This window comes from Pantoea sp. SGAir0215 (genome assembly GCF_043543215.1).
The window spans coordinates 1,379,269-1,394,107 of sequence record NZ_CP028031.1; the positions used below are offsets into that span (position 1 = coordinate 1,379,269).

The following is a 14,839-nucleotide window of genomic DNA, read 5'->3' on the forward strand; positions in this document are numbered from 1 at the left end:
AATCTGATGGATTGTAGCGTAAATAAAGTGAAATTCGCACTCTTGTTGCGGTGCAAATGGCGCGTATCATGAGGTGACTGGCTTTGTGATAACGCCCTTCATGGCGATGAATAACCTCTTACCAGGACACTATGTATGCGCATTGAAGAAGATTTGAAACTGGGCTTTAAAGACGTACTGATTCGTCCAAAGCGCTCCACGCTGAAAAGCCGATCTCAGGTCGAACTGGATCGCAGCTTTACGTTCAAACACTCCGGCCTGGACTGGCGCGGCGTACCTGTTATCGCGGCCAACATGGATACGGTGGGGACTTTTTCAATGGCCGAGGCGCTGGCCAGTTTCAATGTCTTAACAGCCGTACACAAACACTACAGTGTGGAAGACTGGCGGGCGTTTGTTCAACGCGTACCGGCATCAGTACTGAAATATGTGATGGTATCTACCGGCACCTCAGACGCCGATCTCACCAAACTTATCGCGGTCATGGCCATTTGCGATGACCTGCAGTTCATCTGTATTGACGTTGCCAATGGTTATTCTGAGCACTTTGTCGATTTCCTGAAGCGTGCGCGTGAGATCTTCCCGGGCAAAACGATTTGTGCGGGTAACGTCGTCACGGGGGAAATGGTCGAAGAGCTAATCCTGTCCGGAGCCGATATCGTGAAGGTGGGGATTGGACCGGGCTCAGTCTGCACCACGCGCGTCAAAACCGGCGTGGGATATCCGCAGCTCTCTGCCGTGATTGAGTGCGCCGATGCGGCGCACGGCCTGAGTGGGCAAATCGTCAGCGATGGCGGATGCGCTGTGCCGGGTGATATCGCCAAAGCGTTTGGTGGCGGCGCGGATTTTGTCATGCTGGGCGGTATGCTGGCGGCACATGATGAGTGCGAAGGCCGAATTACAGAAGAAAACGGCGAGCGGTTTATGCTGTTTTACGGCATGAGCTCAGAATCCGCAATGAAACGTCATGCGGGAAGCGTGGCGGAATATCGTGCGGCAGAAGGGAAAACAGTGAAACTCCCCTTGCGCGGGCCGGTAGAAGAAACCCTTCGCGATATTCTCGGCGGGCTTCGTTCTGCCTGCACCTATGTGGGAGCTGAGCGGCTAAAAGAGTTAACCAAGCGCACCACGTTTATTCGGGTGGCCGAGCAGGAAAACCGCATCTTTTCCCGTTAACCCCGCCTGCTCAGCATGCAGTAAAGGAACGGAGCACCTTTACTGCATGGCCTCACCTAGCCCAAACACAGGCAGATACATGGCGATCACCAGTGTGCCGACAATGCCGCCAATCACCACCATCATCACGGGCTCCAGCGAGGCGGCCAGATTATCAGCCCGCGTCAGCGTTTCTCTTTCATGCCATTCAGCCAGACGCGCCAGCATCACATCCAGTGCGCCTGACTCTTCGCCCACACGAATCAACTGACGACAAAGTGGCGTAAACAGGGGATGCGCGTGCAACGCCTGATGCAGAGGATTGCCTTGCGCAATGTGCTGCTGAATAGCCTTGATGGCATCCTGCCACAGCCGCGATGACAACGTGACACAGGCCGCATCAAGACCCTGGAGCAGGGTTAATCCTGCCTGCTGGGTCAGTTGCAACACACTGTAGATTTGCGTCAGTTGACTGCCCTGCCATAGCCCGGCGATAACCGGCACACGCAGCAGGGCGCGTTGCTCACAGCGCTGCCAGTTTTCAGAGCACCGCCGCGCGTGGTACCAGCCCGTCGCCAGCAGGGCAATGCCCCCGATTAACGGCAATCCGCCCGCCTGTAATGCGTCGGACAGGGTGATAACGGCGGCGGTGAAGGCGGGTAAAGGCGCGTCAAACGAGGCATAGACGGAAACAAACTCCGGCAACACAAACAGCAACATACCGCAGGTGACTGCCAACGCCACGAACAGAATAAACAGGGGATAACGCAGGGCTTTCAGAACCTTAGCGCGCAAATGCTGCTGACGTGTTTGTTGCTGCGCCAGTTGTTCGCAGCAGATATCCAACTGACCGGTCAGCTCGCCGACCGCCATCAGCGCAGCAAAAAGTGGCGGAAAAACCTCTGGCCACTGGCGTAATGCCTGCGAAAATGGCTCGCCACGCAAGACGTGATGCTGTAAGGCCTGCATCAACGCCCGCCAGGCGGCATGCGGGTGACCTGATGCCAGCAGATCAAGGCTTTGCGACAAAGGAAGGCCCGCCTTTAGCAGGGTGGCGAGCTGGCGAATGAAATCAATTTTATGCTGTGACCGCCAGTCACGTTGGCGCATCATTTTTTCCCGCTTCTCGCTCACCGGCACTAAGTGCCGGCGCGAAAGGTCGTCAGACAGCGTCTCACTGTCGGGGGCCAGATGATAACCCGTTTGCAGTCTGCCCTGTGTATCTACAGCATACCAGCGATAAAGAAAAAGGTGCGTCATGATTCGAGCCCAATAACGCGCTGCATCTCCTCCAGAGAGGTTTCGCCGCGGCTGACAGCGTCCAGCCCCGAAGCCTGTAGCGTGCGCATCCCTTGCTGTTTTGCCAGCGCCAATACCTCCTCCAGAGGCATTTCGGCGGCGATAGCATTTTGCAGTTTGGCTGTAACGGGCAGGAGTTCGAATAAAGCCAGACGGCCAAAATAACCCGAAAAGCAGTGATCGCAACCCGGTGCCCGCCAGGTTTGTAACGTGCCTGGCCAGACTGACGTCGGGAGATGTGCCACGGCCTGTGCAGGTTCACGACAGTGCGGACACAGGCGTCTGACCAGGCGCTGAGCAATAATCAGGCGCAACGCTGAGCCCAGTAAATAACCAGGAATGCCCATCTGGCGTAAGCGCGTTAGCGTTTCAGCCGTTGAGTTAGTGTGCAAAGTCGAGAGGACAAGATGACCGGTTTGCGCGGCTTTTACGGCAATTTCAGCGGTCTCGCCGTCACGTATTTCGCCTATCATGATGACATCCGGATCCTGGCGAAGCAGCGCGCGTAACACACGATTAAAATCGAGCCCATACTTTGGATTAATTTGCGTCTGATTGATGCCCGGCAAAGGGATCTCAATGGGATCTTCCACACTGCAAATGTTCTTTCCGGGCTGATTAATCGCGCTCAGTCCGCTGTAAAGGGTAAACGTTTTTCCACTGCCGGTTGGGCCCGTGACCAGAATCAGGCCCTGGGGCTGTGCCAGCGCAGCCTTGAGCAGGCGCAGCGGTGCCGCGGGTAAGCCCAGCGAGTCCAGGGACAGTGTAGCGCCTTCCCGCTGCAGCAAACGTACGACGGCTTTCTCTCCGCCCTGCGTCAGCAACGTTGAGAGCCGAAAGGAAGCGACCTGACCGTCAATCTCATGGCTGAACTGACCGTCCTGTGGCAGACGACGTTCGGCAATATCCAGCCCGGCCAAAATTTTAAGCCGCGCCAGCAGAGCCGCTGGCTGTATGTCCCGTTGCAGGGGCAGGGGATGCAACACGCCGTCAATGCGCAGACGAATACGCAGGCTGTGCTGATAAGGCTCAATATGGATGTCTGAGGCCCGCCGCTGTGCGGCCTGATGCAGAAGCTGGCTGGCGGTATCGATTGCCGATTCTGTGGCGGCACCCTCTTTAGCACACAAGGGGCTATGCATCGCTTCAGCCTGTTCGAGCCGGGCCTGCGGCCAGCACTCAATAGCGATCTGACACGGGCTGGCAAATTGCAGGGCTTCGGCCAGTCCTGGCGGAACCTGCTCAGCGACAGCAAGACGTAAATGCGTCGCGTTGTGGTCGAGGATGATGGCGCGATAGCGCTGACAGATCAGCGCTATCGCATCGTCGGGTTTACTCATTTGTGCCCCCACGACTGTCAAAGCGGAATTGTTCCTGACAGTTGTCACGTAACGTGGTGTTAGTGCTGGTACAGGTACGCTGCCAGACGAGCGTGCCTTCGTTACTGTCCCAGACGGGCAGCATTTCTACGCTTAATCCATTCAGGCTCTCCTGCCCGGTCAGGGTAATCATGCCGTTGACCACGGTGATCGCCGACACGTAACGTGATGTTGTGCCCTGCGGAATACCGCGTTGCCCGGCCTGACACTGTTCAGGCCCGCCGCGTTCAATCGCGCAAAGCTCAACGGCCGTCTTAAAGGGCACCATGGTTTGCAGCATGTCGGTCAGCGCGGCGCGCTGCAGATAATTTTGATAGGCAGGCAGCCCGATAGCGCTGAGGATCGCCACGATGCCGACCACAATCATTAATTCAACTAACGTGAATCCTTGTTGATAGTGCATATTTGCCTCCTGAGTAAGAAGGCCGCAGTCTAGGAAGACGCTGTGGGTAATAACAGCAGGAAACCCGGAGAGTGGAAAAGGGCAGGCAATAAATCTGGAGGGTTACAGGAACAGGACTACGTCACTGGATGCTGGTGCACAAAACAGGCCGTGCCGGCGGCACGGCAACAGAGATTATTGCGCCTGAAAGCGCATCGACAGATCCAGAGCACGCACATGCTTAGTCAGCGCGCCGACAGAGACATAATCCACACCGGTCTCGGCGATGTCCCGAATCGTCGTTTCGGTGACGTTGCCTGACACCTCCAGTAGCGCACGACCAGCCGTGATCTTCACCGCCTCGCGCATCGCCTGAAGGGAAAAATTATCCAGCATGATGATGTCGGCCGCCGCAGCCAGTGCCTCTTCCAACTCTTTCAGCGATTCAACTTCGACTTCCACAGGGACATCCGGATAAAGCCAAAAGGCTTTTTCGACGGCCTGACGAATTGAGCCGCTGGCAATAATATGGTTTTCTTTAATCAGAAACGCATCGGACAGGCCGAGGCGATGATTACTGCCGCCACCGCACAGCACGGCGTATTTCAGCGCTGTTCGCAGGCCTGGCAATGTTTTGCGTGTATCCAGAAGCTGTGTCTGTGTGCCTTCCAGCAGCGCGACATAGCGGCTGACTTCCGTGGCGACGCCGGACAAGGTTTGCACAAAATTCAATGCGGTGCGTTCGGCCGTCAGCAACAGGCGGGCTGGCCCGTCAACCTCAAACAGGGGTTGATCCGGGATAACATGTTGTCCATCTTCCACATGCCATGTCAGGGCGGTGTGCGCGCCTAACTGGTTAAACACCTCTTCGACCCAGCGTTTACCACAAAAAACACCGGCTTCACGGGTAATAACCTGAGCATGTGCCCGACTGTCGGCTGGCAGGAGCTGCGCGGTAATGTCGCGGTCGCTCTCTGTCTCACCGCCGAGATCTTCCTTTAATGCGCGTTCAACGGCCTCGGGGATATCATTTTCAATACGTTCAAGCAGCGCCTGATGGCGACTGTCAGGATCATAGCGACGCACAGACATACGCGTTCCGCTCCAGTAAATGTCAGGTAACAGAGGCGATTACCATAGCCTGAATAGCGCGAAGGCACCAGTCCTTAGTCACTTTTTGTTTAGTATACTTAACATGTGCGTTTATCAGCCCGATAGTGCAACGCATTTTGACGCAATAATCCCTTAAAATTCATGCTATTCTCAAACCGGTCCTGCGAAGAGAATCCAGCATGAAAGTAGAAAAAGGTTGGCTGTCCGGTGTGCGACAGGTGCCGTCCCCCCATTGTAATGATCGGCCGCATAATGAAGCGCCATCCCTTCTGGTCATTCACAATATCAGCCTGCCGCCCGGCGAATTCGGCGGCCCGTGGATTGATAAACTGTTCACCGGCACGCTGCCTGCCGACGCGCATCCCTACTTTGCTGAGATTGCTCATCTGCGCGTTGCGGCGCACTGCCTTATCCGACGTGATGGCGAAATCGTGCAATATGTTCCCTTTGATAAACGTGCCTGGCACGCTGGCATCTCGCAGTTTGAGGGGCGGGAAAACTGCAACGACTTTTCAATTGGCATTGAACTGGAGGGCACGGATATTGAACCTTATACCGAGGCACAATACGCCGCTCTGCATCAGGTCACGCAGACGTTGTTAGCCCATTATCCGTTAACGCCTGCGCGCATTACCGGCCACAGTGATATTGCACCGGGACGGAAAACCGATCCCGGCCCGGCGTTTGACTGGGACGATTTTAAACAGCGGTTACAGCAACAAAAATTGGAGTAACTATGACGTTATTTACCTTGTTACTGGTTTTAGGTTGGGAACGGCTGTTTAAGCTGGGGGAGCACTGGCAACTGGATCACCGGCTGGAGCCTGTCTTTCGTCGCCGTCAGCATTTTTCGGTGATGCGCACACTGCTGATGCTGATTATCGCGATGGGCCTGACCGCGCTGGTGGTCGGGAGCCTGAAAGGCATTTTGTTTGGTGTTCCTCAGCTTCTGTTCTGGATCGTGGTGGGGTTACTGTGCATCGGAGCGGGTGTGGTGCGTCAGCACTATCATACGTATTTGCAGGCGGCGAGTCGTGATGACGCCGCGGCACATCAGGCCATGGCGGCAGAGTTAACCCTGATCCACGGTGTGCCTGTTGAGTGCAGCGAACGCGAATTCCTTCGTGAGCTTCAGAATGCGCTCATCTGGATTAACTTCCGTTTCTATCTGGCACCGATGTTTTGGTTCGTGGTGGGCGGTGCCTGGGGACCGGTGTTACTCGTGGGGTATGCGTTTTTACGCGCCTGGCAAAGCTGGCTGGCAAAACACTGCACGCCCATGGCCCGCTCTCAGTCTGGCGTGGACAGCATTCTGCATGTGGTTGACTGGCTCCCGGTGCGGCTGGCGGGCGTTGCCTATGCGCTGCTGGGGCACGGTGAGAAAGCCTTGCCTGCCTGGTTTGCCTCGCTGACGGACAGGCACCACTCGCAGTACCAGGTTTTAACCACGCTGGCGCAGTTTTCGCTGGCTCGCGATCCGCACAGCGATAAGGTCGCAACGCCACGTGTCGCCGTGGCGCTGGCGAAGCGCATTTCGCTGGTGCTGGTGGTGGTTGTGGCGTTGCTGACCATTTACGGCACGTTGGTGTAGTCGGCAGGGGGAACCCCGAAGTCGGGTGTGCCATCCTCACGCCAGTGAAAATATTTCAGACGCGTATGGCGATTACCGTCCCAAAGGGGATCGCCCTCAATTTCTGTATAATTGCGTGCGTGATAGACCAGCAGATCGCGCCCGTTCTCATCCTGAGTAAAACAACTGTGTCCCGGTCCATACTGGCGGTTTTCCCAACTGGTTGCAAAGACCGGACGCGCTGATTTCTGCCAGGCCATCGCGTTCAGCGGATCGGCATCACGCGGAATGGAAAGCAGGCCCATGCAGTAGTTTTCATCCGTTGCGCTGGCAGAATAGGTAATAAACAGCCAGTCACCATGCACTATCGCGGCCGCGCCTTCGTTGACGCTAAACCCCGCGCACTCCCATTCATATTCAGGACGGCTCAGCATCACCGGTTTACCTTTGAGCGTCCATGGATTACGCAATTCAGCCAGATAGAGGTTGGAATTCCCTGGAATTGCAGGATCTTTCTGCGCCCATAAGTACCAGTTTTTCTCCTGGTGAACAAAGTGGGTGGCATCCAGCGCAAAACTGTCGAGATGACTTAACACCTGGCGCGGGGGCTGCCAGTGGCCACTGAGCGGGTCGTCATCGTTGCACACCAGCGCGTACATCCGGTGCTGAAACAAGCCATCTTTGATATCGCGCGAAGGCGCTGCGGCAAAATAGATAACCCAGTGTTCCTCAATACGATGCAACTCCGGTGCCCAGATCAGCTCACTGAACGGCCCAATATCGGGTTTACGCCAGACCACGACCGGTGTCGCGGTGCGTAAGGCCGTTAGCGTGCTGGCACGACGTAGCTCAAGACGATCATATTCCGGTACGGAAGCAATAAAGTAATAGTGTTCTCCGTGGCGCAGGATAAACGGATCGGCGCGCCGTTCAATAAAGGGGTTGGGCCAGTTTTCGCTCATTTCAACTCTCCAGTCGGAAGCTCGGTAGGGTGTTTTTCGTGCGCCTGAATCTGGCGGAGGGCAAGATCGCGTTGAATGGTTTGCATTAATGTGCGATCCACTTTCATCAGTCGCACCACGCCCGCGGTAATCAAATAGCCAGCCCCGGGGATAACGGTAAACAGCAGGACAATGCCGTTGAGCGCGTGAGCCGATTGCTGTTTCGCACCTGCATCATAACCGTAAGCCGAGAGCAGAAAGCCGACCATCGCCCCCGCGACGGCCAGTCCGACCTTGAGAAAGAACAGATTGCCTGAAAAGCTGATGCCGGTAATACGCTTACCGGTTTTCCATTCACCGTAATCGTCCACATCCGCCATCAAAGACCAGTGTAAAGGGGAGGGAATTTGATGAAGGATATTAAGCAGAAAGTAAGCGATAACCACTGTCACGGTGGCGTGGGGATCAAGCCAGTAGAAGCCGCAGGAGAACAGGGCAAGGGCGATATTGGTCCAGAAAAAGACTTTCAACTTACACCAGCGGTCGGTGAGGACTTTTGCCAGCGTGCTACCCAGCATCATGCCAACCACGCCCAGGCTGATAAACAGCGTGGCAAAGTGCGCCGTTTGCCCCATGACCCAGGTCACGTAATACAGGGTTGCTGCCATACGAATAAAACCCGGGCAGACATTGCAAAGTGTCAACAGCAAGATGCGCACCCACTGATCGTTCTTCCACACATCACGCAAATCGTTTTTCAGATCATCATGAGTAGGGACGGCAGGCTGAATACGTTCCCGCACGGTGGCGAAGCAGAACAGAAACATTGCCAGCCCCACCAGGGCCAGCACAGCCATCGCCATCTGATAACCCCGCGCCTTGTTCGCACCGCCAAACCATTCCGCCATCGGCAGCAACGACAGTGACAGAATCAGGGTGGCAATGCCGACCATGACAAACCGGTACGACTGGCAGGAGACACGCTCACCGGGATCGTTAGTCATGACGCCACCCAGCGAGCAATAGGGGATATTAATGGCGGTATAGGCCAGGGACATGAAAAAGTAGGTGGTAAAGGCCCAGACGACCTTGCTGGAATAGCTCCAGTCTGGCGTGGTAAACATCAGTACACTGAATATAACGTAGGGCACTGACACCCACAGTAACCAGGGACGGAAACGTCCCCAGCGGCTTTTGGTACGGTCAGCTATCGCGCCCATTATCGGGTCGGTGATGGCGTCCAGAATGCGCACCGAGAGTAACAGCACGCCCACTAAGGCCGGTGCTAAGCCAAAAACGTCGGTATAGAAATAGCTGAGGAACAGCATGACAGCGCCACCGATCATGTTGCACCCCGCATCACCCATGCCATAGCCCAGCTTTTCTCTGAATGAGAGGGGGTTATCTGTCATTGTTGTAACCTGCAGAGGAATTAAACATAAAAGGATTATTAATGTTTAATCCACAGGCGGCGCGGCACGAAATTGTTGGGATGATGGACAAAACAGCCGTGCAGGGAGAAGTGTGAGCAGGGTCGGGTTTACCGACTGCCTGCCCGCCGTTTTCTGTCGGCGGGCAGGCAATGCCGTCAGGCTTTTTGCGTCTTATTCTTGATGAAATAGCCAATAGCCAGGATGATCAGCCAGACAGGAATGAGCCATACGGAAATGGCCATGCCTGGCGTCATCGCCATCAGGACCAGGATGCCAGCCAGGAAGATCAGGCAAACCCAGTTACCCAGAGGGTACAGTACCGCTTTGAAACGGGTGGTAACGCCCTGCTGGTTTTTCTTTTTACGGAATTTCAGGTGCGCCAGGCTAATCATCGCCCAGTTGATGACCAGCGCAGACACGACCAGCGACATCAGCAGACCAAACGCCTCACCCGGCATCAGGAAGTTCAGCAGCACGCACAGCGCGGTGGCGACGGCTGACACCAGAATACTCATCACGGGCACACCGCGGCGGTCCACGTTCAGCAGCGCTTTTGGCGCATTCCCCTGCTGTGCCAGACCAAACAACATGCGGCTGTTACAGTAAACGCAGCTGTTATAGACCGACAGTGCGGCGGTGAGGATCACCACGTTCAGTGCATTGGCAACCATGGCATCGCCCAGTTCGTGGAAGATAAACACAAAGGGGCTGGTATCTTCAGTCACGCGCGTCCACGGCATTAATGACAGCAGCACTGCCAGCGAGCCGATATAGAAAATCAGGATCCGCCACAGCACCTGGTTGGTGGCTTTTGGAATCGTGGTTTCAGGATTGTCCGCTTCTGCCGCCGTAATCCCGACCAGTTCCAGACCGCCAAAGGAGAACATGATAATCGCCATAACCATCACCAGCCCACCGAGGCCATTCGGCATAAAGCCGCCGTGTTCCCACAGGTTACGCACGGTTGCCTGCGGCCCACCGGTACCACTGAACAGTAACCAGCCGCCAAACAGGATCATCGCAATCACCGCGATAACTTTAATAATGGCAAACCAGAACTCCATTTCACCAAACACTTTAACGTTCGTCAGGTTAATGGCATTAATCAGCACGAAGAAGATAGCGGCTGATGCCCAGGTGGGAAAATCGGGCGCCCAGAACTGAATGTATTTACCGACGGCACTCAGCTCCGCCATGGCGACCAGCACATACAGCACCCAGTAGTTCCAGCCAGAGGCGAAACCGGCAAAATTTCCCCAGTATTTATAGGCAAAGTGGCTGAAGCTCCCGGCAACGGGCTCCTCGACCACCATTTCACCCAACTGACGCATGATAAGAAAGGCGATAAACCCGGCAATCGCATAGCCTAAAATAACGGCGGGACCTGCGGATTTGATGACCGACGCGCTGCCCAGAAACAGGCCGGTTCCCACTGCACCGCCCAAGGCGATCAACTGTATATGGCGATTTTTTAAACCGCGCTTCAGCGATTCACCGTGCTGTTGTTCCATACACACCTCATGATGTTGTTATTCTTCGCTTCAGAATGTGCTGACTGTAAAGAATTAAATACACTTAAGACTGATGTTTTTAAGGTGTCAGACTTGCGTAATGCCGCCAGCTGTAACCTGACCAACAGAATAGTGATAAGCGCAGGGCTTTGCACCTGCTTTCGCCAGCCCCGGTACGAGTTGGCTTAAAAAGAATCAAACGGTCTGCCGTCTTATTAGCCCCCGATGAGAAAAACGGCAGCAAACTGCGCTGACCAGGCGCTGATGGCTAAATCGGTTTAGTCATACATGCTGTGTAATTTTTGGTAAAGGTTAAAAAAAATTAACGTCCAGGTATGGCCTGATTCTCCACTTTTATCTCTGGATTTAACGCGCGCATCCCGCATTCCTTCACTGAAGTGTCACAGATGCCGTATAGACACAAGGTGAATACTTTGTTACTTTACGGGCACCTTTTTTGAATTGGTATTACCAATTTACTTTGTTTGACCGGCATACTTTAAGAAGGGAAGATGGCTTATAGCAAGATTCGTCAACCCAAACTCTCCGATGCGATTGAGCAGCAACTGGAATCCCTCATTATGGAAGGGACCCTGCAGCCGGGAGAGAAGTTGCTCCCCGAGCGCGAACTCGCCAAACAATTCGATGTTTCACGTCCGTCTCTCCGTGAGGCAATCCAGCGATTAGAAGCGAAAGGATTGTTACTACGCCGTCAGGGCGGCGGAACATTCGTACAAAAACATCTCTGGCAGAGCATGAGCGATCCACTCGTAGAGCTACTCGCCGAACATCCGGAATCTCAGTTTGATCTGCTGGAAACGCGCCACGCTTTAGAAGGCATTGCGGCTTACTATGCGGCACTGCGTGGCACAGAAGAAGATTTGCAGCGTATTCGCGACTGTCATCTTCATATCCAACAGGCGCAGGACAGCGGCGATCTCGACGCTGAAGCAGACGCAGTGATGAAGTATCAGATCGCTGTCACAGAAGCGGCCCATAATGTCGTGCTTTTGCATTTGCTACGATCAATGGGCCCTATGCTGGAACAGAATGTCCGACAGAATTTTGAATTGCTCTACTCTCGCCGGGAAATGCTGGCGAAAGTGAGCGGTCACCGCGCCAGAATTTTTGAGGCGATTGTGGCTCGTGAGCCAGAACAAGCACGCGAGGCATCACACCGTCACCTGGCGTTCATTGAGGAAATCTTGCTGGACAGAAGTCGGGAGCAGAGCCGTCGAGAACGCTCCCTACGTCGTTTACAGCAACGTAAGGAATAACGCGCGGCAAAGATCGTGCGGACATGTGCGACGAGCCTGTCTCCCTGACGTTAACAGGCTCCCGATTTTTCAACGTATTAGACACAGATAAGGAATACCCCCATGTCAGAACGTTTACACAATGACGTGGATCCGATTGAAACTCGTGACTGGCTACAGGCGATCGAATCGGTCATCCGTGAAGAAGGTGTTGAACGTGCACAGTATCTGATTGATCAGGTGCTGAGTGCAGCCCGTAAAGGCGGTGTGAAAGTTGCTGGCGGTGCTGCCGCTATCAGTAACTATATCAACTCTATTGCCGTTGAAGATGAACCGGAATATCCGGGCAACACCTCACTTGAACGTCGTATCCGATCCGCTATCCGCTGGAATGCTATCATGTCGGTGTTGCGCGCATCGAAGAAAGATCTGGAGCTTGGCGGCCACATGTCCTCCTTCCAGTCTTCTGCCACTATCTATGAAGTGTGTTTTAACCACTTCTTCCGCGCGCGCAGTGAGAAAGATGGCGGCGATCTGGTGTACTTCCAGGGCCACATTTCTCCGGGTATCTATGCCCGTGCTTTCCTGGAAGGCCGTCTGACCGAAGAGCAGATGAATAACTTCCGTCAGGAAGTCGATGGCAAAGGCCTGTCTTCTTATCCGCATCCAAAACTGATGCCGGAGTTCTGGCAGTTCCCGACCGTTTCAATGGGCCTGGGCCCACTCAACGCTATCTATCAGGCTAAGTTCCTGAAGTACCTGGAACACCGTGGTCTGAAAGACACCTCTGGCCAGACCGTTTACGCGTTCCTGGGCGACGGCGAGATGGATGAACCAGAATCCAAAGGTGCGATCACTATCGCGACCCGTGAAAAACTGGATAACCTGGTCTTTATCATCAACTGTAACCTGCAGCGTCTGGATGGACCGGTCACCGGTAACGGTAAGATCATCAACGAGCTGGAAGGCATTTTTGCCGGTGCTGGCTGGGAAGTGATCAAGGTTATCTGGGGCGGTCGTTGGGATGAACTGCTGCGCAATGACACCAGCGGTAAACTGATCCAGCTGATGAACGAAACCGTCGACGGCGACTACCAGACGTTTAAATCGCGTGATGGTGCCTACGTGCGTGAGCACTTCTTCGGTAAATATCCGGAAACCGCTGCGCTGGTGAAAGACTGGTCAGACGATGAGATTTGGTCACTGAACCGTGGTGGTCACGATCCGAAGAAAATTTACGCGGCACTGAAAAAAGCGCAGGACACCAAAGGCAAGCCGGTTCTGATTCTGGCTCATACCATCAAAGGTTACGGTATGGGTGACACCGCAGAAGGCAAGAACATCGCGCACCAGGTGAAGAAGATGAACATGGATGGCGTACGCTATATCCGTGATCGTTTCAACGTGCCGGTCGAAGACGACAAAATTGAGTCGCTGCCTTACATCACCTTTGAGAAAGGCTCCGAAGAGTACAACTACCTGCATGGTCAGCGCGAGAAATTAGGCGGTTACCTGCCTTCACGTCAGCCTAACTTCACGGAAAAGCTGGAAATGCCGGCGCTGGAAGAGTTCAGTGCGCTGCTGGAAGAGCAGAACAAAGAGATCTCTACCACCATCGCGTTTGTGCGTGCGCTGAATGTGATGCTGAAGAACAAGTCGATTAAAGATCGTCTGGTGCCGATTCTTGCCGATGAAGCCCGTACCTTTGGTATGGAAGGCCTGTTCCGTCAGATTGGTATCTACAGCCCGAACGGTCAGCAGTACACGCCGCAGGACCGCGAGCAGGTGGCTTACTATAAAGAAGACGAGAAAGGTCAGATTCTGCAGGAAGGGATCAACGAGCTGGGCGCAGGATCGTCCTGGCTGGCGGCGGCGACCTCATACAGCACTAACAACCTGCCGATGATTCCGTTCTACATCTATTATTCGATGTTTGGCTTCCAGCGCATTGGTGATTTGATGTGGCTGGCGGGTGACCAGCAGGCGCGCGGCTTCCTGGTCGGCGGTACCTCAGGCCGTACTACGCTAAATGGTGAAGGTCTGCAGCATGAAGATGGTCACAGCCATATTCAGTCACTGACCATTCCAAACTGTATCTCCTACGATCCAGCGTATGCCTACGAAGTGGCTGTCATCATGCACGACGGTCTGGTACGCATGTACGGTGAAGCGCAGGAAAACATTTATTACTACATCACTACGCTGAACGAAAACTACCACATGCCAGCGATGCCGAAAGGTGCCGAAGAAGGTATCCGTAAAGGTATCTACAAGCTGGAAACCGTAGACGGTAGCAAAGGTAAAGTTCAGCTGTTGGGTTCAGGTTCTATCCTGCGCCATGTGCGTGAAGCCGCGCAGATCCTGTCGGCTGATTACGGCATCGGTTCGGACGTTTACAGCGTCACCTCGTTCACCGAACTGGCCCGCGATGGTCAGGATTGTGAGCGCTGGAACATGTTGCATCCGACAGAAGCGCCGCGTGTGCCTTACATCGCTCAGGTGATGAACGAAGCACCCGCTGTCGCATCAACTGACTACATGAAGCTGTTTGCTGAGCAGGTTCGCAGCTACGTGCCTTCAAGCGATTACCGTGTGCTGGGCACCGACGGCTTTGGCCGCTCTGACAGCCGTGAAAATCTGCGTCACCACTTTGAAGTGGATGCAGCATACGTTGTGGTAGCCGCGCTGGGTGAACTGGCTAAACGTGGCGAAATCGATAAGAAAGTCGTGGCGGATGCGATCGTGAAGTTCAAGATCGATGCCGATAAAGTTAACCCGCGTCTGGCTTAAGAGGTAACAG

12 protein-coding genes are annotated in these 14,839 nt (G+C 54.4%); 5 read left to right on the forward strand and 7 right to left on the reverse strand.

Features of this window, described 5'->3' with window-relative positions; translation table 11 throughout:
* Positions 1 to 135 precede the first annotated feature (135 nt).
* Positions 136 to 1,176, forward strand: a complete 1,041-nt coding sequence (locus C1N64_RS06435) for a GMP reductase (RefSeq protein WP_033740262.1) — start codon at positions 136 to 138, stop codon at positions 1,174 to 1,176.
* Between the two features lie 39 nt (positions 1,177 to 1,215).
* Here C1N64_RS06435 and hofC read toward each other — a convergent pair whose 3' ends face one another.
* The 4 genes from hofC to nadC form a co-directional block, all read right to left on the reverse strand.
* The gene (gene hofC / locus C1N64_RS06440; protein ID WP_394515340.1) at positions 1,216 to 2,415 is read right to left on the reverse strand and encodes a protein transport protein HofC; all 1,200 of its coding nucleotides are present in this window, start codon (positions 2,413 to 2,415) and stop codon (positions 1,216 to 1,218) included.
* Positions 2,412 to 3,794 (reverse strand): type II secretion system protein GspE, encoded by a 1,383-nt coding sequence (gene gspE / locus C1N64_RS06445; RefSeq protein WP_324029052.1) that lies wholly within the window; start codon positions 3,792 to 3,794, stop codon positions 2,412 to 2,414. Before gspE ends, hofC begins: the two co-directional genes overlap by 4 nt.
* Entirely contained in the window at positions 3,787 to 4,236 is a 450-nt protein-coding gene (gene ppdD / locus C1N64_RS06450; RefSeq protein WP_006117693.1) for a prepilin peptidase-dependent pilin, read from the reverse strand. Before ppdD ends, gspE begins: the two co-directional genes overlap by 8 nt.
* 174 nt (positions 4,237 to 4,410) lie before the next feature.
* Positions 4,411 to 5,307: a carboxylating nicotinate-nucleotide diphosphorylase gene (gene nadC, locus C1N64_RS06455; RefSeq protein WP_033740266.1), complete on the reverse strand. Its 897-nt coding sequence runs from the start codon at positions 5,305 to 5,307 to the stop codon at positions 4,411 to 4,413.
* Between the two features lie 200 nt (positions 5,308 to 5,507).
* On the opposite strand from nadC, the gene ampD reads away from it, so the two are divergent.
* Positions 5,508 to 6,062, forward strand: coding sequence for a 1,6-anhydro-N-acetylmuramyl-L-alanine amidase AmpD (ampD, locus tag C1N64_RS06460; protein WP_006117696.1), 555 nt, complete (start codon positions 5,508 to 5,510; stop codon positions 6,060 to 6,062).
* Between the two features lie 2 nt (positions 6,063 to 6,064).
* Entirely contained in the window at positions 6,065 to 6,919 is an 855-nt protein-coding gene (gene ampE, locus C1N64_RS06465) for a beta-lactamase regulator AmpE (protein ID WP_172913143.1), read from the forward strand.
* On the opposite strand, the gene C1N64_RS06470 is transcribed toward ampE, so the two are convergent.
* The 3 genes from C1N64_RS06470 to aroP form a co-directional block, all read right to left on the reverse strand.
* Complete coding sequence (locus tag C1N64_RS06470; RefSeq protein ID WP_367143306.1) at positions 6,901 to 7,860, reverse strand: glycoside hydrolase family 43 protein; 960 nt, start codon at positions 7,858 to 7,860, stop codon at positions 6,901 to 6,903. The genes ampE and C1N64_RS06470 overlap by 19 nt on opposite strands.
* Positions 7,857 to 9,251 (reverse strand): glycoside-pentoside-hexuronide (GPH):cation symporter, encoded by a 1,395-nt coding sequence (locus tag C1N64_RS06475; RefSeq protein ID WP_205955973.1) that lies wholly within the window; start codon positions 9,249 to 9,251, stop codon positions 7,857 to 7,859. The genes C1N64_RS06470 and C1N64_RS06475 overlap by 4 nt, the downstream gene beginning before the upstream one ends.
* A gap of 176 nt (positions 9,252 to 9,427) precedes the next feature.
* The gene (aroP, locus tag C1N64_RS06480) at positions 9,428 to 10,783 is read right to left on the reverse strand and encodes an aromatic amino acid transporter AroP (RefSeq protein ID WP_039338716.1); all 1,356 of its coding nucleotides are present in this window, start codon (positions 10,781 to 10,783) and stop codon (positions 9,428 to 9,430) included.
* Between the two features lie 512 nt (positions 10,784 to 11,295).
* On the opposite strand from aroP, the gene pdhR reads away from it, so the two are divergent.
* The gene (pdhR, locus tag C1N64_RS06485; protein WP_033740273.1) at positions 11,296 to 12,060 is read left to right on the forward strand and encodes a pyruvate dehydrogenase complex transcriptional repressor PdhR; all 765 of its coding nucleotides are present in this window, start codon (positions 11,296 to 11,298) and stop codon (positions 12,058 to 12,060) included.
* 102 nt (positions 12,061 to 12,162) lie between these two features.
* Positions 12,163 to 14,829, forward strand: coding sequence for a pyruvate dehydrogenase (acetyl-transferring), homodimeric type (gene aceE, locus C1N64_RS06490; protein WP_033740274.1), 2,667 nt, complete (start codon positions 12,163 to 12,165; stop codon positions 14,827 to 14,829).
* Positions 14,830 to 14,839: the final 10 nt, after the last annotated feature.

Coding starts and splice junctions, on each gene's coding strand:
- C1N64_RS06470 (WP_367143306.1), bottom strand. CDS start 7,860: ATGAGCGAAAACTGGCCCAACCCCTTTATTGAACGGCGCGCCGATCCG.
- gspE (WP_324029052.1), bottom strand. CDS start 3,794: ATGAGTAAACCCGACGATGCGATAGCGCTGATCTGTCAGCGCTATCGC.
- C1N64_RS06435 (WP_033740262.1), top strand. CDS start 136: ATGCGCATTGAAGAAGATTTGAAACTGGGCTTTAAAGACGTACTGATT.
- nadC (WP_033740266.1), bottom strand. CDS start 5,307: ATGTCTGTGCGTCGCTATGATCCTGACAGTCGCCATCAGGCGCTGCTT.
- ppdD (WP_006117693.1), bottom strand. CDS start 4,236: ATGCACTATCAACAAGGATTCACGTTAGTTGAATTAATGATTGTGGTC.
- aroP (WP_039338716.1), bottom strand. CDS start 10,783: ATGGAACAACAGCACGGTGAATCGCTGAAGCGCGGTTTAAAAAATCGC.
- C1N64_RS06475 (WP_205955973.1), bottom strand. CDS start 9,251: ATGACAGATAACCCCCTCTCATTCAGAGAAAAGCTGGGCTATGGCATG.
- ampD (WP_006117696.1), top strand. CDS start 5,508: ATGAAAGTAGAAAAAGGTTGGCTGTCCGGTGTGCGACAGGTGCCGTCC.
- hofC (WP_394515340.1), bottom strand. CDS start 2,415: ATGACGCACCTTTTTCTTTATCGCTGGTATGCTGTAGATACACAGGGC.
- pdhR (WP_033740273.1), top strand. CDS start 11,296: ATGGCTTATAGCAAGATTCGTCAACCCAAACTCTCCGATGCGATTGAG.
- ampE (WP_172913143.1), top strand. CDS start 6,065: ATGACGTTATTTACCTTGTTACTGGTTTTAGGTTGGGAACGGCTGTTT.
- aceE (WP_033740274.1), top strand. CDS start 12,163: ATGTCAGAACGTTTACACAATGACGTGGATCCGATTGAAACTCGTGAC.